The following is a 25,180-nucleotide window of genomic DNA, read 5'->3' as shown; positions in this document are numbered from 1 at the left end:
TAGAATACGGGAGGACATTGAAATGTCTGACAAAGACTTCAAAGACGACGGGTTTGCCGGAGCGATCTCAAATTTCTACAGCGCTATGGCAAAGCAACCCATGGAGTTCATGCGCATGGGTATGAACACTGGGAACCAGATGTTTGGCATTTTCAGTGGCCTTGGCCCTACTCAGGACGCTCCTGCCGACAAACGTTTTGCGGATCCGGTTTGGGAAAGCAATCCGGCTTACCGTTCGCTAAAACAGAGCTACTTGGCTTGGTGCAGCAACACGATGAACTGGATTGACGAGCTGGATCTGGATTATCGCGACGCCGAGCGCATGAAGCTGTTGACGGGGACGTTTCTGGATACGTGGTCTCCGACCAACGTACTGATGGGCAACCCGTCGGCTATGAAGAAGACGCTTGAGACGGGCGGTGAAAACATCGTTGCCGGGATGCGGAACTTGTTGGACGATGTTGTCAACAATGGCGGCATGCCGTCTTCTGTAGACCGGTCCAAATTCGAAGTGGGCAAGAACCTCGGTATCAGTAAAGGCGACGTTGTTCACCGTGATGAACTGCGCGAACTGATTCAATATTCGCCTCAGACCGACAAGGTTAAAGGTACTCCGATCCTTATCGTGCCGCCTCAGATCAACAAGTTTTATGTGTGGGATCTCTCACCGGAACGCAGTCTGGTCGAGTTTTTGGTGCAGCAAGGGTTCACCGTTTTCATCGTGTCGTGGCGCAATCCTGGCTCGGAAGACGCTGACTACGGTCTGGATGACTACGTGCGGTCGCTGGACGATGCCTCAGAGATCGTGACAAAGATAACCAATTCGCCAAAAGTTCATATCGCGGGTGCGTGTTCGGGTGGGATCACGATGTCGATGCTCCTGAGCTATTGGGCGGCTAAAGGGATTGACCGAGCAGCCAGCGCAACCTTCCTTGTGACCATTTTGGATACGGACGGCGCGGCCAACACATCAATGGGCCTGTTTGCCAACATGGAGATTCTTGAGCTGGCAAAGACAATATCGCGCGCCAAAGGTGTGATTGATGGGAATGATCTGGCCAAGGTCTTTGCTTGGTTGCGTCCCAACGACCTGATTTGGGCATATTGGATCAACAACTATCTGATGGGTCAGAACCCGCCAGCTTTTGACATCCTGTTCTGGAATGACGACACCACCAATATGTCCGCTGGTTTGCATAGCGACTATATGGACCTGTTGCAGGCCAACGGCTTGAAATCCGGAACGGCCGAGGTTTTGGGCGAAGCAGCGGATTTGTCCAAAGTCACCTGCGATTCCTACGTTCTGGGTGGAACCACAGACCACATCACGCCGTGGGATGGTTGCTATCGCACGGTGCACATGCTGGGCGGGACGTCAGAGTTTGTTCTCAGTTCCAGCGGTCATATTCAGGCCATCGTGAACCCACCTTCCAACCGCAAGGCCAAGTTCCGCCGCATGGTCAATCCGCCGGAATCGACCGAAATGTACCTTGAAAACAGCACCGAGGTTGACGGCACCTGGTGGCTGCACTGGGTTGAATGGATGACCGAGCGGTCTGCCAAGGAAAAAGCAGCGCCCAAATCGACTGGGAACAAAGATTATCCGGCCATTTGCGCCTCACCCGGTACCTATGTCCATCTTGAAGCGGGTAAGGCATGAATATAGAATCCCAGCAGACAGAAAAAGCAAAGATGGTCATCCGCACAGCGGATGTATGGGGTCGGCCTGTTCGCTATGCGGACTACCATCCCGAGTCCGCCGGGCAAACGCTTTTACTGTTTAACGGTATTGGCGCCAACATCGAAAGCGCCGAACGTTTTATCACCAGCTTCGAAAATGTCCGGGTCATCATTTTTGATGCGCCCGGCGTCGGAGGAACGCCGACACCGACACTGCCGTATCGATTGTCACATGTCGCGGATATGGCTGCGTCGCTTCTTAATCAGCTTGATATTGACGACGTCCATGTCTTTGGCGTGTCATGGGGTGGCGGCGCGGCACAGCAATTCGCGCACATGTATGGCAACCGTGTTCTGTCTCTTACGCTTGCTGCCACGGCTGCGGGCGCAATCATGATCCCGGGATCTCCGAAGACGTTGTTGAAGATGGTCACGCCCAAGCGCCACAGTGACCCAACCTTTATGATTCAGAACGCTTTGACTTTGTATGGCGGTACTGTTGCCGTGCAGGAAGAGTTGATGCGCGAGTTTTCCGAGGCTCTGGATCACGGAACACCTGTTGGATACATGTATCAGCTGTCTGCGATTGTCGGTTGGACCAGTTGGCACTACTTGCCCAAGTTGAAAATGCCGGCCCTGGTTCTGATGGGCGAAGACGATCCAATTGTCCCTGTCGCCAATGGCCGTATCCTGGCCAGCCGTCTGGATCGTGGCAAGTTGGAAGTCATGCCCTGCGGTCACTTGTTTATGGTGACCATGCCGGTCGAAACTGCCCAACGGGTCGAGCGTTTTATCTTCGAACCACATTAAGGATAGCCTGGCATGGGACAACGAGAATTGGACCTGCCGGCTATGCGAAAATTCGCAACGGGAACGCTTGTTGTTCTTGTTGCGATCTATCTGGTGACATTTGTACCAACGGATCCTGGCTGGCCTGTTAAACTTTTGCGCGCTGCCGCCGGTGCTGGAATTGTTGGGGGATTGGCAGACTGGTTTGCAGTTGTTGCGTTGTTTCGGCATCCGCTGGGTTTGCCGATTCCGCATACCGCCCTGTTGCCGCGAAACCAGTCGCGAGTGGCCGTCAATGTCGGGCGGTTCATCGAAGAGAATTTCCTGCAGACCGACTTGATCCTGGAAAAGCTGAAGGGCAGCGCTATATCCGCGAAACTTGCGGTCTGGTTGCTGCGTGAAGGCCAATCAGGATACTTTATAGAAAGACTTTTGCAGGGTGTCGTGCAGGTCTTGCGGGCCGATATGCCTAACAAATTGATGCGAATGCTCAGTAAGCTGGTTCGAAAGCTGACAGGAGAGGCTGCCGGGAACCCCAAAGTCGCAAAAGAACTGTCGAAATTGTTGCAACGGGGTCTAAAGGGCGAGACCCTGACGGAGATTGTTGAGTTTCTGCACGAAACGGTTGATCAGAATCGTGGGGCAGTCGAACGGCTTGTACGTGACAACAGCCGGTGGTGGATCGCATCGAGGCTGGATCGCAATGCCTCGGAGTTGATTGTGAATGGATTGCTGTCGGTCCTTGAAGACCTGGCAAAGCCTGATAGCAAGCTGCGTAATGATTTCGAAGACGCTGCCGTTCAGGTGCTTGGCGATTTTACCAAAACGGATCACCTTCAACACGTTATTGAAAACGCTGCCGCTGACTATTCGGGTACGGTAAGTTTCGAGCATAACTTGCGGGCGCTGATTACAAGTATGAAAGGCAAAATGGCGGATTATCTGGAAAGCGACGAAGCTGTCAGCGCCATCCAGACATACATACGACAGATGGCAGAACGTTTGGTCCATGATGAGGCGTTGCAGCAAAAGCTCGACGCATCCATTGCCGACTTTGCCGCGCGCATGATACCAGAAGCCCGACCTTATATTGGTGAGTTTGTCGCTCAGACAATTTCTGGTTGGGACCCAGATTTGCTGGTCGAGCGGTTCGAAACCGAGGCTGGGAAAGACCTGCAATTCATCCGTATCAACGGCGCTTTACTGGGTTTCGGGATCGGCGGCATTCTTTTTACAGTTGAACACCTGATCGGATAACAAAAAAACCCCGGCGCGAGGCGGCGCCGGGGTATCAACACGTAAACCGTGTTGATCTTATTTCTTGTCGGCTTTTGCGACAGCGTCTTCAACTGCGCTGAACAGAGGTGCCAGAGCTGCTTTGGACTGCTCTTCTGCGATGTCGCTCAGCTCTTTGATCTGGCCGCTGACGGCTTCGATCTGCTTGGTCACAAAGGCTTGCTGCAGCGAAGCGACGTTGGCGATGTTCGGTGCTTTCGCGATGTTGCGGCCATGCTCGACAGTGTTGTCCAGGTTGGCGCGCAGGAAGTTGATCAGCGCGCGGTCAAATGCGACGACACCGTCAAAGGTCTTGCGAACAGTTTCGTTTGCAACCGAACCATACTGGGTCAGGTTTTCGCTGTAACCTTTGAAGTTGCTGGCAACATCCTTGTATGAGGACGTGATCGAATTCACCATCGAGGTGACGTTGTTTTCTTCAGCTGCGGGTGCCTTGGCAGCGGTTTTTGCAGTAGCCATGTTGGCCTCCTTCCGGGTCTGATTTCGTTGATACTGTGATCATATATTGAGACTTCGCTGCAGTGCAATAAATATTCTGCACTGCAGCATAGGTGGAGGTCGACGTTAAATCATATCAAAACCAGTAGCTTACGTGTTCATGCGTTCGCTGGATGATTGTTACGTTGGGTCACAACCTGCCATGAGCTACGACCGCAGTCACTTGGTGTCGACCCCAGGCATCATCTTCATGAAAACGTTTAGCAGATCAGTGTTTGGAATCAGTGCCCCGGCCCATTTTTCAGCAAGCGCCTCGGGCGACATTTTGGCGATTTCTTCGTTTAGCGACTCTTCCAGTCTGGCGACCCAACGGTCCTGTACGGACTTAACATCCGGAAGACCCAGGGCATCTCGTAGCTCCGCCGGTGTCATATCGAGGTCAATGGTAATCTTCATATCAGGTCTCCTCCTGTTTTGCTGTCCTTTTGACGATGCCGAATGCACCACCTAATTTGTCGCGTCATGAAATCTGTGACTATGAACCCTGTGATTTGATTCATACGGCAGATTCAGACCTAAGCGATGCTAACCTGTCGATGTCTTGCATGTTTATTACCGATCAGGACATAATGGATGACTAGAAAGGCCAACCAGTCAGATTTCTGGTTGAAGGAGGTTTGGGAGGAACCTTGCTGGAACGGGTTCACAACGTCGCCAAGATAAACGCAGCACTCGACGTATTGCGGCGGCGTGGCTTAGAAACGGGCCATATGTTCGACGATACGGGGATTGAAGCGTCCCAATTGTACGACGTTGATCTTCGGATTTCCAATGATCAGCTGTTGAAGGCGTTCAGGAATATTTCGGACCGGAAATGGCACCCTCACATACCATATGAGATCGGCCAAAACCTGCACGTTTCGTCTTACGGGCTTTACGGATACGCGGTTCTCTGCAGCGTGGATTATCGCGAGACCGCGGAGTTTGCGCAAAAGTACCACTTTTTGGCTGCTCCTACCGCATCGATGGCGTTTGTGCAGGACGAGGGTGCTGAAGGGTGGGGTTTTGAGCCTGTCCCGGCCTCTTACGCCGGGAAAGAGTTTTACGAGTTCCTCGTCAATCTACAGTTGGGCATCTACAACTCGCTGCACAGGGATGTCATGGGCGCTGGTTTTACCTCACGCCGTATCGAAGTCAGATATTCCGATGACAGCGTATACACCTTGCCGGATGACGCAGCAGACGAGATTATTCTGGACGCCGGACGGAACCGGTTCCATGTCGGAGTGGAATGGTTGGATCATAAAGTCGAACTGGGAAACCAGTTGACTTTCAATCAGCTCGTTCGAATTTGCGAAAACGAACTGTCCGAGATCACCCAAAAAGACGGTGTCAGTGGTCAGGTCCGTCGGAGCTTGATTCAAAATGTTGCACTTTCGTCAAGTATGGATACCGTCGCTCAGAGCCTTGGTTTGACCAGTCGTACCCTCAGGCGGCACCTGAAACGAGAGCAAACGACCTTTAGTGCAATTGTGGACGCTGTTCGAATGGAGCTTGCGCTAAAGTATTTGCGCGAAGCGACACTGAGCACCGAGCAGATCGCGCACGTTCTGGGGTTCTCGGAAACAGCTAGTTTCGTCCGCGCGTTCCGGCGATGGACCGGACGCACGCCCAAATATTATAGAACCTCACAATAAATATGCTTCATGGGTTTGGCCACGGAACGCCTATTGTGGGGCTGGGATCCGCAGAAGTTCGCAGCGCGTGCATAAATTGCTTCAAAGAACTTGGATGACCCTTCCGTTCAATCGTCCGTAAGAGTGAAGGCAATTCCATACGATACAACAGTGTTTCGTCGCTTTCCACGAGGTCGGCATTTAACCCTTCGAACAAACCCTTGGCCTTGTAGTTTCCAAACAGAACTTCAGCATGAGCGAGCTCGACCCCTAAAGCCAGACAGTCGAACACGGTGGCCGCCAGTAAAAGGTGGGATATGCCGTGACCGTGATAGTCGTCCAAAACCGTGCAAGCGATTTCGACATCCTTGTCTTGCCGGCTACCCCGGATTGCATGCACGGCAGCGATGGGCCGCCCTTTCTGTTCAGAGTCTACGGCACCCCAAGCTACGTGCTTGTCGCCATCCACGTTGGCCAGAAGGTCCAAAACTGGTTCTGGGGCGTCGTGAAACGCAGAAAAGAAGCGCATGTATCGGGATTGGTCGGACAGATCATGGATGGCTTGCGCGATCAGATGTTTGTCGGAAACGCCCATTGGGCGCACGTAGATGCTGACACCGTTGTCCAACCTTGCCTTGAAGCCTCGGTCATTGTCCAGATGTAGGGAAGTTGAACCCATTGCACCGCCGCTTTCGTTTGGTTCCCCGTTTTTCTTGTCTTCGCGGATCTTTCAAATCACGCTCTGTAATTTAGTCTTATGACGCATTTGGCAAACTTTTTCGAACTGACCTAGCGTTCCAGATGCGTCCTGTCCTGAACTGTCAGTAGATTGTCCGATTTTGCGCGTTTGATACATGAGCCAGCTACGCACCATGCGCCTCGTGCTGTGTGTTTGTGAGGTAGCAGGTGGGGTGCCCGGCACGTCCTGCCGGGCATATAAGTCACGCCCATGTGACGATATCGGCCATCTCGCGGCGCGTTTTGGGGAACATCGGACCATCCGCACGATAGCCGAACGCCACCATGACGGCGGGTTTGTATAGGTTGGTATCAATCCCGAAATGTTCACGCAAAACAGCTTCGGTTTTGTCCAACTCGAACCCTTCGATAGGGCACGAATCAATTCCCATCAGCGCACCGGCTGTCATCATGTTGCCGAGAACGATGTAGGCCTGACGCGCAGCCCATTTTTCGATATCCGCGTCGCTTTCCAGTTTGAAATCATGCGCTTGAAACTTGGCGTAAGCCCCGCCGAGCATCTCGATGACTTCTTCGGGGAACTGTTTGACCTCGCGGTTGTGCCGGGCCAAATAATCCGACCCTGCTTTCATGGTTGCGCCGGTATGGGACAGGATAATCACGTAATGGCTAGCGGTTCCAAGCTGTCCGGCAGTGCCGTTCGTGGCCCCGTTCGCGCCCCAGGTGAAGTCGCGAAACAGCTCTCGTTTCTCGGGGGATTGAACAACCAGCAACTGGAACGGTTCGGTCCCGAACGAGGTCGGCGACAGGCGTGCCGCTTCCAGAATTGTGTTGAATTCGCTCTCAGTGATTTTCCGTTCAGGATCGAACACTTTAGTTGCGTGACGGAAATTGAAGGCGTCGATGATCTGAGTCTGAACATCGCTGGTTTCGATGAGGTCTTTCATGGAATGAGGCTCCGAATTGGTGATGAGCCGCATCTATGCCGTTCCATTGTCCGCCGCTATCTGCAGAATTCGGAAATGATAATCCCGTATACCGGAAGAATAGCTTCAGATCAGATCGGCGTAGAGCACCTTGTTGGCGGCGATGATCCGAACACGCATGAAATCCAAAAACGCGCGGACTCGGGCATGCATCAATCGGCCCGGTGGGCGTACGGCCCAGATTTTCGAATCCGGCCACGCGCGCAGATGTGGCAGAACCCGAACCAAACGCCCGGATCGAATATGATTTCCGGTCTGCCATAGGCAGGCTTTGTTGATCCCCAACCCGGCCAGCGTCCAGTCCATCGCTGCATCACCAAGGCTGACGGTCGCGGGGCCAGACACGCGCACATCATGCATGGTGTCCGATTGATCAATCAGGTGCCAGACCTCGCGCGGGTGCATTGTCAGGCAAGCGTGATTGGCCAGATCGGCCGCAGTTTCAGGTGCCCCTGCCCGTTCCAGATAGGAAGGTGCCGCGACCAGCAGACGCGGATCATCGTCCAGTTTCTGGGCCAACAGGCTGGATGGGCCAAGATCGCCTAGACGAAATGCCAGATCGTACCCCAGTTCCACAATGTCGAGCACCGTATCGGTGAGGTTCAGATCAAGTTCTACATGCGGGTAGAGCCTAAGGAATTCGGGTACATGTGGCACTATATGCGACCGCCCGAATGAGGCGGAGGCTGTTACCCGCAGTTTGCCTGACACTGTTCCAGAGTTTCCAGACAGCATGGTACGCGCATCTTCAACGTCTTCGAGGATGCGCTTGGCATGCTCCAGAAACAGCTCTCCGTCCGGAGTCAGGGACACAGCCCGCGTGGTGCGGTTCAGCAGTTTGACATCCAGTTCGGTCTCAAGCGCCTGCAGACGTTGTGAGGTGTTGGTGGCCGAGAACCCGAACTCCGCCCCTGCCCGTCCAATGGCACCCAGGGTGGCCACTCGGACAAACAGGTTTAGGTTTTTCAAATCAAATGACATGGCGTCAGGGATAGTACGAAACACCCACCTGCGCCACTAGCCGGGCCAGGGCAGCGAATAAGTTTTGACGTTGGTAAAGAACTTCATCGCTTCGATTACGCCTTCTTTCACGCCGTTGCCGCTGTCCTTGATCCCCCCAAAGGGCGACATCTCGATCCTGTAGCCGGGTTGTTCCCAGATGTTGCAAGTGCCGACATCCAACCCGTTGATAAAGCCGATTGCCCGGTTCAAATCGTTGGTGCACACACCCGAGGACAGGCCGAACTCGGTACCGTTCGAGATCTCCATAACCTTCGCATCGTCATCGGGCACGCGCACGATAGGTACGATAGGCCCAAAAGTTTCTTCCATCACCAACTCGCTGTCATGGGGAACCTTGTCGACCACAATCGGAGGCAGCAAGGCCCCCTGACGACCGGGGTGGTACAGGATTTCCGCACCTTCGGCCTCGGCCATGTGGACGCGTTTTTCAAACAGCGCGGCGGCTTTGTCATGGATCACACAGCCCAGTTGAGTTTCCGGGTCCTGAGGGTCACCGAACCTGATCGCCTTCGCTTTCGCCAACACCAGAGGAACGAATTTGTCGGCCACGCTTTCTTGTACCAAAATGCGTTTGATCGCAGTGCACCGCTGGCCCGAATTGCCGGTCGCACCTGCGACCGCGATGGTGGCGGCCTTGTCCAGATCAGCATCGCTGAGATCGTTCAAAACGATCAACGGGTCATTTCCGCCCAACTCCAGCGCCTGGCGTTTGTATCCGGCTTTCGACGCGATCAACTTGCCTACCGGAACACCTCCGGTGAAGGTGATGATGTCGATGTTTTCGTTGGTGATCATCTCGTCACCAATGTCCTGCGGCCAACCGGTTACAACCTGGAACATCTCGGGCGGCAGACCGGCCTCATACAGAATATCGGCCAGCGCCAAACAGGTCAGCGGCGTCAGCTCGGTGGGTTTGCAAACCATACAGTTATTGGTCGCAATTGACGGAGCGATCTTGTGGCTGACCATGTTTAGCGGATGGTTGAACGGTGTGATGGCGCTGATTGCCTTGACGGGTTCACGTTTGGTGAAAATCTTACGCTCTTTCCCGTTATGGGTCAGATCGCACGAGAAGATCTCCCCATCGTCTTTCAACGCCTCGGCAGCGGCAAACTGATAGACGTCTTGCGCGCGTTTCGTTTCGTAAATCGAATGCTGCTGGCAAATGCCCAGTTCCAACGTCAGCCATTTGGCCAGGTAGTCCCGCTTTTCACCGATCAACTCGCCCGCGCGCTGCAGGATCTGGCTGCGTTCGTATCGGGTCAGTTTCGGCGTGTAGTTTGCGGCAATCTCAAATGCCTTGCGCGCGTGTTCCGCTGTCCCTGCCGGGACGGTGCCCACGACCTCATTCGTATAGGGGTAGTGGACCGGTACAGTGGCATCGGTAAAGACAACCTCTCCTCCGATGCGCATTCCTTCGTGGCGAATATCTGAAGCGTTCATGATCCCGTCCATTTTATTGCGCTGCGGCGGTAGTAGCATAGAAAAACGCGTCAAAGTTCCTCAGTTCTGGTTGCGAGGGTAAATCCAGGACGCGGTTGACGATAAAGGGAACTTCTTGCTCGGTCAGGCCGCCATGGCTGCGCAACGGTTCCTTCAAGGCGGCCAGATCGTGACGATCCTCGGAGGTGCCGATGCAGATATTCTCACCCGAGACCATGACAATATCCCCAATCCGATCACCGGGAAGTTCGTATTCCGCGATGGCTTCTTCCTTGGTCAGGACATGGGTGATACCATCGGTCGCTTTCAGCTTGGCCACGATATCGGAACGGTTCGCACCTTCAGGAAGATAAGCGGTGGCAAAGCTGCCAAGCGCGCCATGGTGAACCACATAAGGGTCAGTGATCGGCAGGATAACACGGGCTGCATCCTTCCCCATCCAGTCGTCCATTAGGTCCTGAACATAGACTACGTTAGGTGTTCCGTCCGTATGGTGTTTGGGCTTCATGCCATGATCTGCAGTGATGACGATAGCTGCACCCATAGCGTCCAGCTGCGCCAGATACCGGTCGAACATCGCGTAGAAATCCAGTGCACCCTGCTGGTCAGGCGCGAATTTGTGCTGAATGTAGTCTGTGGTCGAAAGGTACATGATATCAGGCTTGAACTCCTCCAACAGCTTCACACCCGCAGCGAAAACGAATTCCGACAAGTCCGCCGAGTACACTTCGGGCACAGGCATTCCCAGCCATTGGCTTGCGTTGTCGATACCGTGTTCGGCCTTTGTCGTCTCGCCCGAGCGTTCGGACGAGAACGCGACAGCGCGCTCTTCGTCAAACTTCAATCCGGCACCAAGCAAAGCGCGCAGCTTGTCCTTAGCAGTCACCATGGCGACCCGGTATCCAGCCTCGTAGAACTTTGAAAAGATAGTAGGCGCGCGCAGAAAACGAACGTCATTCATCATCACTTCTTCACCGCTGTCGGGGTCGATTAAGTAATTTCCACAGATTCCATGAATGCTTGGCGGACGTCCGGTCGCGATTGACAGGTTGTTGGGGTTGGTAAAGGATGGAATGACCGAGTGCGCCAGTCGGTCCGTGCCGGTCTCACGTATTCGCTTGAGCGTGGGCATCAGCCCTTTGGCGATGGCTACATCCAGATACTCTGGCTCGCAGCCATCGAGACAAATCGCAATCGCGGGAACTTTGGGAGTCGGATAAACTCGTTCATTTGCGGTGATCGGGGTTTGAGCTGTCATAGGGCGGTCCTTGCGTATGAGCGATAGTCAGATCAAAAAGTAGCTGACACACGGGGTCTGTTTTGAAAGATGGTTCAGGCGACCTTGGATTTTTTGCCATCCTGCGCGTCCAGCGATTTCAGGAATGCCTCTTTTGTGCCCGCGAAATTACGGCCGCGTTCACCGGCAAAGGCTTCATCGACAATATCCATTCGTTGAGCGTCTGATATGCCGTAGTCTGCAAACCGGGTGGAAACACCTAGCCGGTTCAGGAAGGTCGTCAGTTCAATCGAAGCGGAACTCAGATCCGAACCGAAAATATCGTTCAGGGCAGCCTGTCTAAAGCCGCCAATGCCGTCGACCGAACTTAAGATCACTGGCAGCGTGAACGAACAGGCAATTCCGTGCTGTATACCCCAGCCGAGGGTTATTGGATAAGACAGGTTATGGGCGATGGCAGTCTTTGTGTTGGAAAAGGCCAGCCCGGCGCTGAGTGCTGCATCTGCGATCTGCGTGCGCAGAGTAAGGTTGCCTAGATCGTTTAACAGATCGGGCAAAGTGTCCAGAATGGTGCCAGCTGCATGGACGGCATGTCGGGCCGAAATAGGGTTTGCATTGATGTTCCATATGCTTTCCAAAGCATGGGAAAGTGTGTCCAACCCAGTTGACAGGGTCAGTTCATGGGGTTTGTTGACCATAAGTTCGGGATCAATCACCGCAGCTTCTGGGTAGAGATTTTGTCGCGAAAGCGAGTATTTTTGGCTGCGCTGCTCGTCCCAAACAGTGGCCCAACATGTAACCTCACTACCGGTGCCAGCAGTCGTCGGAACCGCAATAATGGGAATGGTTCCCAAGTTTGCCGCGCCGCCGCCGGTTTCTAAATACGTTACTACATTGTCAAAACTGCCATCTGCGGCCGCAAAAACCTTGGCCGAGTCGATTACAGACCCGCCTCCCAAGGCTACAATCACCTCGATTTGGTGCCCTATTCCAGCTAACTGTGCGCACTGCTGCCTAAGCAGCTGGTAATCCGGGTTGGGTGCGATGTCGTTTATTATTACCGCAGCTGGTCCAGCCGCTTCTTCGACCCGCTGCGCCAGGCGCTGGAAGGGATCGCTCGGATAAGTGACCAAAGCATAATTTCGGCCGTCAATCAGTTTTGGCAGTTCCGCAACAGAACCGGCACCAAACATGATTTCAACCGGATTGGAATAGCGCCACATTGGACCCTCATAGGAAATTGGCCTACTTTGTTCGGCGGCAATCTGGATCACTTTGCTCCATCGGTCCAATAGATTGTTTGGATGATAAGTATTGGTTGTTGCAATAGAATTGAAAAATTTTGACGTTACTGATTGAGAGCCTTGGAAATACGCAAGTGACTTTGTATTTTGGATACATACTCCACCACTCGAGACACAACACATGAGCGGAACACGCGCGATCCCACGGCAAAGCCTGCCCGATGTCATAACAAACGACCTGCGCGAGCGGATACTAAGCGGGGAGATGGTCGAGGGTGAGGTTATTCGGCAAGAAGCGCTGGCCGAGGATTACGACGTTTCCCGCATGCCAATCCGCGAGGCACTCAAACGGCTGGACGCCGAAGGTCTTGTTCAATTGACGAACAACCGTGGCGCGTCGGTGACTACACATTCCCTGTCCGAGATCGCCGAGATTTTCGATCTGCGCGTTTTGCTTGAAGTCGATCTGTTCCGGCACGCAATACCGCGGATGACCCTAACCCATTTTTCCGAGTGTGAGCGCATTCTGGATGAGATGGAGAAGTCTTACGATGCCAACGACGTGGGCCGTTGGGGCGGGTTGAACAATGCTTACCACATGGCGCTATATGCTGCCGCTGATCGCGGGTTGAGCAATGAAATCCTGCAACGCGTCAACTTGCAATCGGACCGCTATGTCCGAATGCACCTGAGTGTAATGAAACAGCGAGAGCCTGCTAAGAAAGACCACCGCGAGCTGCTATCGCTGGCCCGAGCCGGACAGGTCGAGAGCGCCTGCGCTCTGTTGACCCGCCACATAGCACGCACCAAGGATCAGTTGCTGGAGATGGTGACTGCCACGCGCAACGGTGACTAAAATCAATCCAGCGGGTGTAGGCAAGCCACCTGATGCGACTCACCACTCAGACCTGGTGGTGCGGCGCGGCATTCATCGGTTGCAAGCCAGCAGCGTTGTGCGAAGGCACAGCCCAAGGGGATGTTCATGGGTGAGGGCAACTCGCCCTCAAGCTTGATCCGTTCCTTGCGCGCCTCAGGGTCCGCGCGCGGCGTGGTCGATAACAGCGCCTTGGAATAGGGATGACGGGGGGCGGCGAACAGTTGGTCTTTCGTGGCGTGCTCGACCGCGCGGCCCAGATACATAACGATCACATCATCGGCGAAGTGTTTAACTACCGACAGGTCATGCGAGATGAAAAGATAGGCAAGGTTCAGGCGTTCCTGCAACTCGACCAGCAGGTTCAGGATTTGGGACTGGATCGATACATCCAATGCCGAGACCGGTTCGTCCAGGACCAACACCTTAGGATTCAACATTAGCGCGCGGGCAATGGCGATCCGCTGGCGCTGACCGCCCGAGAACATATGCGGATAACGGTCGTAGTGTTCGGGACGCAGGCCGACAAGGTTAAGCATCTCGCGCGCCCGCGCCTCGCGGTCGGAGGCGGACATGTTGGGGCGGTTGATGGTCAGCGGCTCCTGTAGAATCTGCCCGATCCGTTGCCGGGGATTGAGCGAGCCATACGGATCCTGGAATACGATCTGAACGGTCTCACGCATTTCGGCCCATTTCGATGGGGTGACATCAGTGCCGTCTATTGTAAGTGTTCCGGACGTCGGTTCTTCGATCATAGTGACGACACGTGCCAATGTGGACTTGCCGCAGCCGGATTCTCCGACGATGGCAAGTGTCTTGCCGGGTTTCAGTTCAAAATCTACTCCGGACAGGGCTTTGACCGTTGCGGATTTCGACAACAGTCCACCTCGGACTTCGTAGTGCCGAGCCAACGCAGTTGCCTGAACTATAGGGGCCGTCATGCGATTTCTCCGGCTGCAATTCTTTCGACATGGTGACACCGGGCTTTGCCGAATGATTCACTATGTGGTGTGGGGGGGGATGGATTGGCAGGTGTTATCCGCAAACCTGCACCTCGGGCTGAATAGGCACCCCTTTGGTCGGTCAAACTGGCCGGGAACCACACCGGGGATGGTTGGCAGCATTTTCGAAGTTGCCCGTTCCGGCAGTGCGCTTAGCAACGCCGAGGTATAGGGGTGGCGCGGGGTGCGAAACAGGTCTTTGACCGGTTGTTCCTCGACCTTCTGACCGGCGTATTGTACCTGCACGCGTTCGGCGGTTTCGGCCACCACGCCCATATCGTGGGTGATCAGCACCAGACCCATCCCCTGTTCATCGCGCAGCCGCACCAGAAGGTCCAGAATCTGCGCCTGAATGGTGACGTCCAGCGCTGTTGTCGGCTCATCAGCGATCAGTAGCTTGGGGTTGCACGCAATCGCCATGGCGATCATGATCCGCTGATTCATCCCGCCTGACATCTGGTGCGGAAAGGTATTCAACCGGCTTTCCGGCGCGGGAATGCCGACCTGATCAAACAACTCGATCGCGCGTTGGTGGCGGTCCTTTCGGTTCAGGCCCAGATGGATGCGCAGCGCTTCTTTGATCTGGAACCCCACAGTGAAACAGGGGTTGAGCGACGACATCGGTTCCTGAAAGATCATGGCGATGTCCTTCCCGATGATCTTGCGCCGGTCGCGAGCCGAAATTTTGGTCAGGTCGATGCCTTCGAAACTCAGCTGGTCGGCGGTGATCGTGGCTGTCCAGGGCAACAGGCCCATCAACGCCAGCATCGACACGGATTTGCCCGAGCCGCTTTCGCCGACGATGGCCATCAGCTCGCCCTTGTCGACAGAAAGGTCCACCCCGTCCACGGCGCGGAACTGGCCCGAGGCGGTGGCAAACTCGACGGTGAGGTTTCGGATATCCAGCAAGCTCATATCGTCAGCTCCGCTTCAGTTTCGGGTCCAGCGCGTCGCGCAGGCCGTCGCCCATCAGGTTGATCGCCAGCACGGTGACCAGAATGGCAAGCCCGGGGAAGGTGACGACCCACCAGGCGCGCAGAATGAACTCGCGCGCTTCGGCCAGCATGGTGCCCCATTCCGGCGTGGGCGGCTGTGCGCCCATTCCCAGAAATCCAAGCGCGGCGGCGTCCAGAATGGCGGTCGAGAAGGACAGCGCCGCCTGCACGATGATCGGAGCCAGACAGTTGGGCAGCACAGTCTTGAACATCAGCCGCGCCTTGCCCGCGCCTGCCACACGGGCCGAGGTCACATAGTCTTTCTGCCGTTCAGACAGAACCGAGGCACGGGTCAGACGCACGTAATGCGGCTGAAACACGATGGCGATGGCGATCATCGCATTGGTCAGCGACGGCCCAAGGATGGCCACAAGCACCAGCGCCAACAGCAGCGAGGGGAAGGACAGGATGATATCCATCACCCGCATGATCAGCGTATCGACCCATTTCGGCGCAAAGCCGGACAATAGCCCGATGATCACACCGCCCGTCACGGCCACACAGACCACAACGATGCCCACAAAGAAGGAATAGCGTGATCCCATGATCAGCCGCGACAGCATATCCCGCCCCAACGGATCGGTGCCCAGCGGGAAGGCCCAGCTGCCGCCCTCTTGCCACGCGGGGGGTTGCAGGATGTGGTCGCGGAACTGCTCGGTCGGGTCATAGGGCGCCAGCAAAGGCGCAAAGGCTGCGCAGATCACGAAGGCCATGAACACATACAACCCGATCACCGCGCCACGGTTTTCGCTGAAATAGAACCAGAATTCGCGCAGGGCGCTGGGGCGGTCCTCGGTCTTGGAGGTGGTTGCGGAAAGCTCGGCCATCACCGTCTCCGGATTTTGGGGTTGATGATGCCGTAAAGGACATCGACCATCAGGTTCACCAGCATCACGATCACGGCGATCATCAGCAGCCCGCCCTGCACCACCGGGTAATCGCGGCGGAAGATACTGTCGACCATCCACTTGCCGATGCCCGGCCAGCTAAAGATCGTCTCGGTCAGAATTGCACCCGCCAGCAGCGTACCGACCGACAGGCCGATCACCGTGATCACCGGGATCAGAGCATTGCGCAGCGCATGCAGCCCGTTGATCCGCGTGGGCGCAAGGCCCTTGGCGCGAGCGGTACGAATGTAATCCTCGCCCAGAACCTCCAACATGGCCGAGCGTGTCTGGCGCGCGATCACCGCCAGCGGGATGGTGCCAAGTACGATAGTGGGCAGGATCAAATGACGCACGGCTGAGGTAAACGCCCCCTCCTGCCCCGACAGCAAGCTGTCGATCAGCATGAAGCCGGTCACGCTGGGGAAGTAATACAGCAGGTCGATCCGCCCCGACACGGGCGTCCAGCCCAGATTGCCCGAGAACACGATGATCAGCAGCAGCGCCCACCAGAAGATCGGCATCGAATAGCCAACCAAAGCCGAGGACATCAACGCGCGATCAAAGAACTTGCCTCGGTTCACGGCTGCAATCACACCCGCGGGCAGGCCCAGAGCCACCGCAAAAATCATGGCGCAGATCGACAGCTCCAACGTGGCCGGGAACAGAGCAAAGAACTCATCCCAAACCGGTTTCTTGGTGACAAAGCTTTCACCCAGATCGCCATGCATCACGCCGACCAAATAGTCCCAGTATTGCTGCAGCACCGGTTTGTCGAAGCCCAGCTTGACCACCATCTCTTGATAGCGTTCCTCGGTCATGCCGCGTTCTCCGGCCATGACGATGATGGGGTCACCTGGTAGCACCCGGATAAACATGAAGGAAATCAGCGTCACGCCCAGAAATGTCGGAACGAACATTCCAAGGCGCGTAAGGAAGTAGCCAAACATCAGCGACCTATGATTGTGAGATCTTTGGGAAAGTGGGTCAGTGACCGGCAGCCATCCTGCGTCACCAATACATCATCTTCGATGCGAACACCAAAGTTTCCAAGGTCATAAAGCCCCGGCTCATTGGTCCAGACCATGCCGGGCAAAATATCCTGATGATTTCCGCGCATGATATAAGGCGCTTCATGTACGTCGCGGCCCAGCCCGTGCCCGGTTTTGGTGCGAATACGGTCAGCATAGGGCGACGCCTCAAGCACACTGATCACTGCGTCGTCGATATCGTGCGCCGTAGCACCGGGGCGGCAGGCGTTGAACCCTTCGAGATTGGCGCGCAGGACGGTGTCGTACACATCCCTGCCCTCGTCCGAGACCTCGGCCACAAAGAACGTGCGGGTGATATCCGCGGCAAAGCCGTGTTTGCGCGCGCCAAAATCGAACAACAACGCATCGCCGGGTTTGATCTGATAATCCGCTCGCGCCTTGCCATGCGGTTGGGCCGAATTGTCCCCAGCCGCCACAATCGGCGCAAACGCCAATGAGGCCGCGCCCTCGGCGAACAGTGCCTGGATCAGCGCCTGTTCGATCTGTTTTTCCGTCTGCCCGACGCGCACGTCGGCTATCACACGCTCCAGCGCGCGTTCCGAGATATCAATGGCAGCTTGCAGTGCCGCGATGTCATCGTCGGTCTTTATAATCCGCAGGCCCGAGATTTCGCGTTCAGCATCCACAATGCGCAGATCGGGCAGCGCGTTGGTGAAAGCCTTCGATACAAAGACCCGCATCACCTGCCCTTCTACAGCCAGCGATGTCAGCGGCATATGCGCAGCCAAAGCAGCAAAGGCGCTGTCATAGCCTGTCTGGTCCATCCAATCGAACACGGCGCCGTCAAAGCCGACCAAAGCCCAGGTGCCAAGTTCAAGATTGGGGACAATCGCGGCAGGGGCGCCCTGGGCCGGGATCACGACCACAAAGGGCCGCTCGTGGCTCATGAAGGGTTTCCCCAAAGCGCGGGTGAAATTGGGACCGGGCACGAGGGCCACGGCATCAACTGACATGTCCTTTGCCAGTTGACGGTACTCGGACAAATCCGGCATCAGGGCCGACCTCCAGAAAAAGAAAACCGGAGCCGCCACGCGGGCGGCTCCGATCCGTGAGTGGTGATTTATTCGACGCTGACGCCGTAGAAGATGTGGCCGCCCAGCGGGTGGACCTTGTAGCCCTGCACCTTGTTGCTCATCGGCATGTAAACGACCGAGTGTGCGATCGTGGCCCAGGGGGCCTGCTCTTTGAAGATGACCTGCGCCTCTTCATACAGCTTGGTGCGCTCGGCCTGATCAGTGGTCTGCTTGGCCTTCAGGATCAGATCTTCGAAGGGCTCGTGGCACCATTGTGCGCGGTTCGAGGCTTCGCGGCCGTCACAGCCCAGCAGCACGGCCAGGAAGTTGTCCGGATCGCCATTGTCACCGGTCCAACCCAGCAGAACAGCACCGTCGCGGTTCAGCTCTTTCGAGCGCGACAGGTACTCGCCCCATTCATAAGAGACGATCTCGACATCCACACCAACCTTGGCAAAATCTGCCTGGATCAGTTCGGCCATGCGGCGGGCGTTCGGGTTATAGGGGCGCTGCACCGGCATCGCCCAGACCTTCATCGACAGATCGCTGACGCCTTCGGCCTCCAGCATCGCCTTGGCCGCTTCGGGATCATACGGATCGTCGGTGATGCCTTCGTTATAACCCCACATGGTCGGCGGGATCGGGTTCTTGGCCGCCTGGCCCGAGCCCTGGAACACCACGTCGATGATCGCGTTCTTGTCGATCGCCATGTTCAGCGCTTTGCGGACATTCGGGTTGTCGAACGGCTCCATCGTGGTGTTGTAAGCCAGATAGCCCACGTTCAGGCCTTCTTGCTCCATCATGTTGATGTCGGCGTCATCCTGCATCGCCTGAATGTCGGCGGGGTTCGGATACGGCATGATGTGGCATTCACCCGCCTTCAGCTTTTGATAGCGCACGGACGCATCGGGCGTGATCGCAAAGATCAGGTTTTGCACATCTGCGGGGGCCTTCCAGTAATCGGCGTTCTGCGCATAGCGGATCACGGCGTCTTTCTGATAGGCCACGAACGAGAACGGGCCGGTGCCGATGGGCGCGGTGTTCAGCTTTTCAGGCGTGCCCGCTTCCATCATCGCGTCGGCATATTCCGCCGACAGGATCGAGGCAAAGTCCATCGCCATGTTTGCCACGAACGGGGCCTCGGGTTTGGAAAGGGTGAATTTCACTGTGTAGTCGTCGATCTTTTCGATGGACTCGACCAGATCAGGCATACCCATGCCCTGGAAATATTCCCATGTGCCGCCCGAGACCTGATTGAACGGGTGGCCTTCGTCCTTCTGGCGCATGAACGAGAAGATCACGTCATCCGCGTTGAAGTCGCGGGTCGGGGTGAATTCGTCATTGGAATGGAATTTGACGCCCTGACGCAGCTTGAACGTGTATTCCAGACCATCATCGCTGGCTTCAACGCTTTCGGCCAAGCCGGGAATGACGTTCGTTGTGCCCGTCTCGAATTCCATCAGGCGGTTGTAGATCGGGTGCGAGGACGCATCGAAGGTCGTGCCTGCGGTGAACAGCGCCGGGTCAAAGCCCTCGGGCGAGCCTTCCGAGCAATAAACCAACGTATTTGCCTGCGCCGCAGCGCTGGACAACGCAATCGCTGCGGTTGCGGCCAAAAACTTAAGTTTCATGAGTTTCTCCCAGTAAATATTGTTTGGTTTTCGCTTAGTGCTTTTTGTCAGAACACTCTTTGGCGACGCTTGCCGGAGCGAAATCACTGGCCAATGTATCCAAAATACAAAATCCATTGTCAACAAAGTTAACGATTCCGCGAGCGCGCGCCTGCAAAGACAGCATTCCGTCGCCGGACGGCCCGGTCCTGTTCCTAGCTTTGAGGGGAATCAGACGCGCCGACTTTGATACAGCGCAAGTTTCCGGTTTTCGGCGATCACATCTGGAATGTTGGGGTCACGCCGACCGGAGGCTGTTCCAGAATGAAGGCTCCGATCCGGTCCAAAAGCGGCCGTCTTGGACAGCCCGGCCGGGTCGCCGCGCCCAGATCGCGCAGGTTGCCCGGCGCGTCAAAAGGGATAAAGCACAAAGGCCAGCGGTCGCGTTTGAATTGCTCGGCCGCCAAGGCCGACACGATTGTGCAATCATCGGAATAACAAATATGCCGGCAGATCGTCTCGAACCGCAGGGCGGTCAGATCGAACCGCTTGCTGGCGCGGTTTACCGGGTCGATCTTGGGCAAGCGGTTTTCCAGTTCATAGCCGAAACTGTGCGGCAGGCGGATGAAATCGTGGCGCGGCACGTCCTCAGGCGCGATCGATGGCAGGGTGCAAAGCGGATGCCCCTCGCGCACTGCCAGAAACAACGGCTCGGACCAGATTGACGTGAATTCCAGCGTCTCGGTGTTGTTGATCTTGGCGACCAGCGCAAGATCCAATGTGTGATCCTCGACCATGCGCAGCATATTCTGTGGTAAATCCTCGATCATCGTCACGCGCATTTTGGGAAACAATGCGCTAAACAGATCTGAGAAATATTGTGTCAGGTAGGGCGCGAGAGTCGGCGTCATTCCGATCGTGTATGGAACGGCCTCGGGGTCGCGGAACTGGGTCGCCGTATCGCGGATCTTTTGCGCATCGTTCAGAATACGTTCGGCAATGCGCAAGACCTGAACACCGCACAGTGTCGGTCGAACCTCGTTATTGAGGCGCAAAAACAGTTCCGCCCCTAACTCCTGTTCAAGTTTCTTGACCTGATTGGACATCGCAGGCTGAGAGACGTTGCAAGCTGCTGCCGCCTGGCTGAACTGCCCATATTTGGCGATGGCCAGAACGTATTCCAAGTCTCTGAAATTCATGATCACCAACTACTGATACAAGTCGCGCGTCTTAAAGCACCTTCGGATTCATACCCTGACGGTGAGTGTTGCGCATGAAGAAACGATCACTTTCAAACACATAAGTGTCAATAGCCGCTAGTGAATAGGCGGTCAAAGTGATTAGAGGCACGATAACTTATTGATTTCACTTACTACTAACTCACAGACCTTGTGAGTATTCGCGTTGGTTATACCCGTAATTCGAAGGATGAATTTTAGCTGACCGAAGCGGCTGACTACCCATTGGATACGTGGAACGCCCAAAGCAGCGGGCGGCCCGCAGAATGCAACAATTCTTGACGGAGTATCCCATGCTGTCCCAACTTCTTAGCAGTCTTCGCGCCCGTCTCTTGACATCGTCCACGCTGGCGCAAGAGACCACCCGCGATGGTCAAACCCTTATAAACAACTTTTTCCAGAGCACTGTGGTGGATGACACCCCGGCTTTTGTGCTGGCGAATGATTTTTCGCGCCTGTTGAACTTTGGTGAAATCGTCACCAACAACGCGGTCGCAGCGGTACAGGCCCAAGGTCAGGGCGTCGACATCTTTAACTTCCGGTCCGGGCGGATCGAAGCCAATAACGGTCCAGATGCGCTTGCAACAGGCGTTCAGGTCACTGGAGGCGCCTCGATCAGAAACTTTGGCGAGATCGTGGGTGAGTTCAATGGCGTCCAGTTTGCGGGGGCTGCAAGCTCGGGCAGTCTGGATAACTTCCGCGGCGGTGTGATCAGTTCTGACAGTCGCGCTGTCGACATTCAGGGGCAAGGTATCGACGTTCGTAACTTTGGCGATATCATCGGTACGGGTGATCAGCGCAACGGAACGATTTATACCAATTCAACTGCGGAAGACATTTCGATCTCGAACTTTTCGGGCGGTACGATTGACGCAGGCGAAGGCAACCAAGGTGCAGGCGTTTCTCTGCAGGTCGGTGATGAAATCGGCGACCGTGTCGAAACCGATATCTTCAATGGTTTTGGTGCAACAATCCAAGGTCGCGGTCAGGCGGCTTCAAACACGACGCTGGCCGGCGACGGCGTGCGCATCGACGACGGTGCCGAGGGAGCCATCCTGGAAACCGAAATCGTTAACAGCGGGGTCATCTCGACCGAAAGCGATCAGGGTACGGCGGCAGGTCTGCGCATCGCTGATGGCGCCAATACCGAAGGTGAGATCCTGAACACCTCGACCGGTGTGATCGAAGGGCCGCGCAACGGTCTGTATATCGGAGATGGCGAACATGATCTGGACGTTCTGAACTTTGGAACCATCCAGTCCGGCAGCCGCGCTGTGAACATCGATGGTTCCGGTGTTGATCTTATCAATGGTGGCGACATTCTGGGCACCGGAGATCAGCGCAATGGTACAGTCTACGCTGATGACACCGCACGCGACTATTCGATCCAAAACCTTGCATCGGGTACTATTGACGCGGGCGAACACAATGATGGCGCGGGCGTTTCGTTGTCACTTGCCGGCGAAGGTAATGGCGACGTTTCCATCACCAACGACGGCACGATCGCGGGTCGGGGCAATGCAGGTGCAGCTTTGGGCACCGCTGGCGACGGTATCCGTCTGGAGGGTGTCCGCCAGGAAGGCGGTGGCTTTGGCCCGGCCCTCTTTGAAGGCACCATCACAAACACCGGTACGGTGTCGTCCGAAGGTGCAAACGGAACGGTCGGTGCATTCCGTGCGGTGAACAACGTGAACTTCCGTGGTCAGCTGATCAACGAAGAAACCGGCGTGTTCGCAGGCGGGCAGAACGGCGTCTATTTCGGTACTGGTGACCACACAGGCGGTTCATTTGTTAACCGGGGTACCGTGACTTCGGACAGCCGTGCGCTGAACATCGACGGAACTGGTCTGGACGTTGTCAATGAAGGTGACATTCTGGGCACTGGCGATCAGCGCAACGGCACCGTTTATGCGGATGGAACAGCTGACAACTACAGCTTTACCAACACTGGCCTGGTCGACGCAGGCGAAGGCAACAATGGCTCTGCCGTTTCGCTGCAAACCGGTGATGTGTCAGGCGATGTTGTTTCCGCTTCGATCCTGAACGAAGGTGTCTTCCAAGGTCGTGGCGACGCTGTCGAAGGCAATCAGGTCGGTGACGGTTTGCGCTTGTTCACCAGTCAGGATGACGCCTCGTTTGCAGGTGTCGTGGTCAACGAAGGCCTGATTGCCGGTTCCGAAGACTCGGATGCTGCAGCCGGTCTGCGCGTTGATGGCGGTCTTAACCTGCTTGGTGCGGTTCTGAACGAAGGTGAAATCCGCGGTACGGTCAACGCGATTGATGCGTCGGACGCCGGCTTTGTGACCATCGTCAACGACGACGAGGGCGTTATCAATGGCAACGTTCTGCTGAGCGATGGCGATGATGTCTTTGTCGACCTGGGAACAACCAATGGCGACATTGTTGGTGGCGCAGGAAATGACATCCTGATTGCAGGCGATGCAGACAATGTTCTGACCGGCGGTCTGGGCAATGATTTCATTGACGGTGGCAAAGGCATCGACACGGCCGATTTCTCGGATCTGGATGTTGCAGTCGAAGTTAGCCTGGATGCGAACGGTAACGGGACGGCCACACGTGACACCGGCTTTACAGTCACCGTCACTGACGCGGTTGTTTCGGCACCTGATCAATTTGGTTCCACCATAGCCAACGGAGCTGAATTTGTGGAGCAAGCTGTTCAGGGCAACCTGTACTACAACATCCACACATCGGACTTCCCGGCTGGTGAAATTCGCGGCCAACTGTTGGTAGACAGCGATGTGACCGAGCATGGCATCCGCACCATCACCCTCAGCGGTGGGCTGGATGCTTCGCAAGAGCCCGGACCGACCTCTGACAGTGAAGCAACCGGACAGGCCACTGCTGTCATCACTCAGAACCTGCTGACCGGAGAGGTTACCTATTCCAGCGAACTCAGCGTTACCGGCCTGAACGAAGCAGACCTGCAAACGCCGATCCCGGGTGTTGTCTCGGCCATCCATCTGCACAATGCGCCTGCTGGTCAGAACGGCCCGGTGGTTCAGGACACGTTGGTTGACGCAGGCGCCACACTGGATACCGAAGCCACAGGTGGCACCGGTGTCATTGGTGAAGATGTCATCGACAACCAAATCGAAGTGGACATCCTGCGCTCGATCGAGCGGGTTGTCGGCTCGGATGACAGCGACACGATCGACGTCTCCAGCTTTGACGGTGTGGTTGTTGATCTGGACCTCAGCGGTCCGTCGCCGAACGCGGCTGGCAGTGGTGATGAAGGTCCTCAGGACGGTGCCATCATCCAGAACGGCCAGATCGTCGCCGAAGTTGATGACTTCGAAAACGTTGTGGGCTCGGACGGGGACGACCTGATCCTTGGCAACAACGAGTTCAACATCCTCGACGGTGGTGCCGGTAACGATGCGATCCATTCCTTTGGTGGTGCTGATATCATCATCGGCGGCGAAGGGATTGACACCGCATTGTTCACCGCAGGACCGGGCGTTGTTCTGGATCTGGACGAGGACGGCAATGGCGTGGCGCAAGTCAACGCACCCGATGGCGCGCTGATTGATCAGGTGTTCGGCTTCGAAAACATCAACGGGTCAAACAATGCGGGCAGCCCGAATGGTGGCAATGACATCTTGTCGGGCAATTCGGGGTCCAACACTCTGAATGGGCAGGCTGGCGATGACGTCCTGAACGGTGAGGGTGGCGACGACATTCTGATCGGCGGCGCTGGCAATGACACTTTCGTCTTCGAGGGCAACTTCGGCAACGACGTCATTCAGGACTTTGAAGTCGGTCTGGATCAGCTTCAGTTCGGCGACTTTGGGCCCGACTTTGGCGGCAGCGTCGGCGTTGCTCAGGATGGTGATGATGCCGTGATCTCCTTCGGCAATGAAGGCTCGGTGCGCCTTGTGGGTATCAACAGTGCCGACCTGAACGACGACGACTTTGTTGCGTAACTGACCAACAGCGGGGCGGCTACGTGCTGCCCCGTTTTTCAAACCGGAAAGGGTC

Annotated in this window: 21 protein-coding genes; 6 read left to right on the top strand and 15 right to left on the bottom strand. The window is 55.8% G+C overall.

The window, feature by feature from the left end:
* The first annotated feature begins 22 nt into the window (after positions 1-22).
* The 3 genes from J7380_RS13030 to J7380_RS13020 are packed head-to-tail and all read left to right on the top strand — an operon-like array spanning position 23 to position 3,726.
* Positions 23-1,660: an alpha/beta fold hydrolase gene (locus tag J7380_RS13030; RefSeq protein ID WP_209196216.1), complete on the top strand. Its 1,638-nt coding sequence runs from the start codon at positions 23-25 to the stop codon at positions 1,658-1,660.
* The gene (locus J7380_RS13025) at positions 1,657-2,490 is read left to right on the top strand and encodes an alpha/beta fold hydrolase (protein WP_209196215.1); all 834 of its coding nucleotides are present in this window, start codon (positions 1,657-1,659) and stop codon (positions 2,488-2,490) included. The genes J7380_RS13030 and J7380_RS13025 overlap by 4 nt, the downstream gene beginning before the upstream one ends.
* 12 nt (positions 2,491-2,502) lie before the next feature.
* On the top strand, positions 2,503-3,726 hold the full coding sequence (locus J7380_RS13020) for a DUF445 domain-containing protein (protein ID WP_209196214.1): 1,224 nt from the start codon (positions 2,503-2,505) through the stop codon (positions 3,724-3,726).
* Between the two features lie 57 nt (positions 3,727-3,783).
* Here J7380_RS13020 and J7380_RS13015 read toward each other — a convergent pair whose 3' ends face one another.
* Both J7380_RS13015 and J7380_RS13010 read right to left on the bottom strand, forming a co-directional pair.
* Complete coding sequence (locus tag J7380_RS13015; RefSeq protein ID WP_170356509.1) at positions 3,784-4,224, bottom strand: phasin family protein; 441 nt, start codon at positions 4,222-4,224, stop codon at positions 3,784-3,786.
* A 198-nt stretch (positions 4,225-4,422) separates the two neighbouring features.
* The gene (locus J7380_RS13010) at positions 4,423-4,659 is read right to left on the bottom strand and encodes a DUF6489 family protein (protein WP_209196213.1); all 237 of its coding nucleotides are present in this window, start codon (positions 4,657-4,659) and stop codon (positions 4,423-4,425) included.
* 233 nt (positions 4,660-4,892) lie between these two features.
* On the opposite strand from J7380_RS13010, the gene J7380_RS13005 reads away from it, so the two are divergent.
* Positions 4,893-5,900, top strand: coding sequence for an AraC family transcriptional regulator (locus J7380_RS13005; RefSeq protein ID WP_209196212.1), 1,008 nt, complete (start codon positions 4,893-4,895; stop codon positions 5,898-5,900).
* Between the two features lie 7 nt (positions 5,901-5,907).
* Here J7380_RS13005 and J7380_RS13000 read toward each other — a convergent pair whose 3' ends face one another.
* The 6 genes from J7380_RS13000 to psrA form a co-directional block, all read right to left on the bottom strand.
* Positions 5,908-6,558, bottom strand: a complete 651-nt coding sequence (locus tag J7380_RS13000; RefSeq protein WP_209196211.1) for a GNAT family N-acetyltransferase — start codon at positions 6,556-6,558, stop codon at positions 5,908-5,910.
* A 262-nt stretch (positions 6,559-6,820) separates the two neighbouring features.
* Positions 6,821-7,525, bottom strand: a complete 705-nt coding sequence (locus J7380_RS12995) for an NAD(P)H-dependent oxidoreductase (RefSeq protein WP_209196210.1) — start codon at positions 7,523-7,525, stop codon at positions 6,821-6,823.
* Positions 7,526-7,630: 105 nt separating this feature from the next.
* Positions 7,631-8,569, bottom strand: coding sequence for a LysR substrate-binding domain-containing protein (locus J7380_RS12990; RefSeq protein ID WP_348539100.1), 939 nt, complete (start codon positions 8,567-8,569; stop codon positions 7,631-7,633).
* A gap of 12 nt (positions 8,570-8,581) precedes the next feature.
* Positions 8,582-10,030: a phosphonoacetaldehyde dehydrogenase gene (gene phnY, locus J7380_RS12985; protein WP_209196209.1), complete on the bottom strand. Its 1,449-nt coding sequence runs from the start codon at positions 10,028-10,030 to the stop codon at positions 8,582-8,584.
* A 13-nt stretch (positions 10,031-10,043) separates the two neighbouring features.
* On the bottom strand, positions 10,044-11,288 hold the full coding sequence (gene phnA, locus J7380_RS12980; RefSeq protein ID WP_209196208.1) for a phosphonoacetate hydrolase: 1,245 nt from the start codon (positions 11,286-11,288) through the stop codon (positions 10,044-10,046).
* A gap of 74 nt (positions 11,289-11,362) precedes the next feature.
* Entirely contained in the window at positions 11,363-12,694 is a 1,332-nt protein-coding gene (gene psrA / locus J7380_RS12975; protein WP_209196207.1) for an iron-containing alcohol dehydrogenase PsrA, read from the bottom strand.
* Between psrA and J7380_RS12970 the strand changes: the two genes are divergently transcribed.
* Positions 12,693-13,367: a GntR family transcriptional regulator gene (locus J7380_RS12970; protein WP_209196206.1), complete on the top strand. Its 675-nt coding sequence runs from the start codon at positions 12,693-12,695 to the stop codon at positions 13,365-13,367. The two genes, psrA and J7380_RS12970, sit on opposite strands and share 2 nt — an antisense overlap.
* A gap of 2 nt (positions 13,368-13,369) precedes the next feature.
* On the opposite strand, the gene J7380_RS12965 is transcribed toward J7380_RS12970, so the two are convergent.
* The 7 genes from J7380_RS12965 to J7380_RS12935 all read right to left on the bottom strand — a co-directional run bounded on the left by J7380_RS12965 (position 13,370) and on the right by J7380_RS12935 (position 21,139).
* Positions 13,370-14,326, bottom strand: coding sequence for a dipeptide ABC transporter ATP-binding protein (locus J7380_RS12965; protein WP_209196205.1), 957 nt, complete (start codon positions 14,324-14,326; stop codon positions 13,370-13,372).
* Positions 14,327-14,386: 60 nt separating this feature from the next.
* A complete protein-coding gene (locus J7380_RS12960) occupies positions 14,387-15,301 on the bottom strand; it encodes an ABC transporter ATP-binding protein (RefSeq protein WP_209196204.1) in 915 nt (304 codons plus the stop codon).
* Positions 15,302-15,305: 4 nt separating this feature from the next.
* On the bottom strand, positions 15,306-16,208 hold the full coding sequence (locus J7380_RS12955) for an ABC transporter permease subunit (protein ID WP_209196203.1): 903 nt from the start codon (positions 16,206-16,208) through the stop codon (positions 15,306-15,308).
* The gene (locus tag J7380_RS12950; protein ID WP_209196202.1) at positions 16,208-17,215 is read right to left on the bottom strand and encodes an ABC transporter permease subunit; all 1,008 of its coding nucleotides are present in this window, start codon (positions 17,213-17,215) and stop codon (positions 16,208-16,210) included. Before J7380_RS12950 ends, J7380_RS12955 begins: the two co-directional genes overlap by 1 nt.
* Positions 17,215-18,309 carry a Xaa-Pro peptidase family protein gene (locus J7380_RS12945; protein ID WP_209196201.1) on the bottom strand — a complete coding sequence of 365 codons (1,095 nt, stop codon included), beginning with the start codon at positions 18,307-18,309 and terminating at the stop codon, positions 17,215-17,217. Before J7380_RS12945 ends, J7380_RS12950 begins: the two co-directional genes overlap by 1 nt.
* Before the next feature lie 68 nt (positions 18,310-18,377).
* Positions 18,378-19,961 carry an ABC transporter substrate-binding protein gene (locus tag J7380_RS12940; protein WP_209196200.1) on the bottom strand — a complete coding sequence of 528 codons (1,584 nt, stop codon included), beginning with the start codon at positions 19,959-19,961 and terminating at the stop codon, positions 18,378-18,380.
* A gap of 257 nt (positions 19,962-20,218) precedes the next feature.
* Positions 20,219-21,139 carry a LysR substrate-binding domain-containing protein gene (locus tag J7380_RS12935; RefSeq protein ID WP_209196199.1) on the bottom strand — a complete coding sequence of 307 codons (921 nt, stop codon included), beginning with the start codon at positions 21,137-21,139 and terminating at the stop codon, positions 20,219-20,221.
* A 332-nt stretch (positions 21,140-21,471) separates the two neighbouring features.
* Here J7380_RS12935 and J7380_RS12930 point away from each other — a divergent pair, with 332 nt between their 5' ends.
* Positions 21,472-25,125 carry a CHRD domain-containing protein gene (locus J7380_RS12930; protein WP_209196198.1) on the top strand — a complete coding sequence of 1,218 codons (3,654 nt, stop codon included), beginning with the start codon at positions 21,472-21,474 and terminating at the stop codon, positions 25,123-25,125.
* The last annotated feature ends 55 nt before the right edge of the window (positions 25,126-25,180 follow it).

The sequence above is a fragment of the Ruegeria sp. R8_1 genome, from assembly GCF_017743815.1.
Taxonomy (GTDB): domain Bacteria; phylum Pseudomonadota; class Alphaproteobacteria; order Rhodobacterales; family Rhodobacteraceae; genus Ruegeria; species Ruegeria lacuscaerulensis_A.
Note: the sequence above shows the minus strand (reverse complement) of the source record. Positions and strands in the feature narration are given on the sequence as shown.

Coding starts and splice junctions, on each gene's coding strand:
- J7380_RS13030 (WP_209196216.1), top strand. CDS start 23: ATGTCTGACAAAGACTTCAAAGACGACGGGTTTGCCGGAGCGATCTCA.
- J7380_RS13025 (WP_209196215.1), top strand. CDS start 1,657: ATGAATATAGAATCCCAGCAGACAGAAAAAGCAAAGATGGTCATCCGC.
- J7380_RS13020 (WP_209196214.1), top strand. CDS start 2,503: ATGGGACAACGAGAATTGGACCTGCCGGCTATGCGAAAATTCGCAACG.
- J7380_RS13015 (WP_170356509.1), bottom strand. CDS start 4,224: ATGGCTACTGCAAAAACCGCTGCCAAGGCACCCGCAGCTGAAGAAAAC.
- J7380_RS13010 (WP_209196213.1), bottom strand. CDS start 4,659: ATGAAGATTACCATTGACCTCGATATGACACCGGCGGAGCTACGAGAT.
- J7380_RS13000 (WP_209196211.1), bottom strand. CDS start 6,558: ATGGGTTCAACTTCCCTACATCTGGACAATGACCGAGGCTTCAAGGCA.
- J7380_RS12995 (WP_209196210.1), bottom strand. CDS start 7,525: ATGAAAGACCTCATCGAAACCAGCGATGTTCAGACTCAGATCATCGAC.
- phnY (WP_209196209.1), bottom strand. CDS start 10,030: ATGAACGCTTCAGATATTCGCCACGAAGGAATGCGCATCGGAGGAGAG.
- phnA (WP_209196208.1), bottom strand. CDS start 11,288: ATGACAGCTCAAACCCCGATCACCGCAAATGAACGAGTTTATCCGACT.
- J7380_RS12970 (WP_209196206.1), top strand. CDS start 12,693: ATGAGCGGAACACGCGCGATCCCACGGCAAAGCCTGCCCGATGTCATA.
- psrA (WP_209196207.1), bottom strand. CDS start 12,694: ATGTGTTGTGTCTCGAGTGGTGGAGTATGTATCCAAAATACAAAGTCA.
- J7380_RS12965 (WP_209196205.1), bottom strand. CDS start 14,326: ATGACGGCCCCTATAGTTCAGGCAACTGCGTTGGCTCGGCACTACGAA.
- J7380_RS12960 (WP_209196204.1), bottom strand. CDS start 15,301: ATGAGCTTGCTGGATATCCGAAACCTCACCGTCGAGTTTGCCACCGCC.
- J7380_RS12955 (WP_209196203.1), bottom strand. CDS start 16,208: ATGGCCGAGCTTTCCGCAACCACCTCCAAGACCGAGGACCGCCCCAGC.
- J7380_RS12950 (WP_209196202.1), bottom strand. CDS start 17,215: ATGTTTGGCTACTTCCTTACGCGCCTTGGAATGTTCGTTCCGACATTT.
- J7380_RS12945 (WP_209196201.1), bottom strand. CDS start 18,309: ATGCCGGATTTGTCCGAGTACCGTCAACTGGCAAAGGACATGTCAGTT.
- J7380_RS12940 (WP_209196200.1), bottom strand. CDS start 19,961: ATGAAACTTAAGTTTTTGGCCGCAACCGCAGCGATTGCGTTGTCCAGC.
- J7380_RS12935 (WP_209196199.1), bottom strand. CDS start 21,139: ATGAATTTCAGAGACTTGGAATACGTTCTGGCCATCGCCAAATATGGG.
- J7380_RS12930 (WP_209196198.1), top strand. CDS start 21,472: ATGCTGTCCCAACTTCTTAGCAGTCTTCGCGCCCGTCTCTTGACATCG.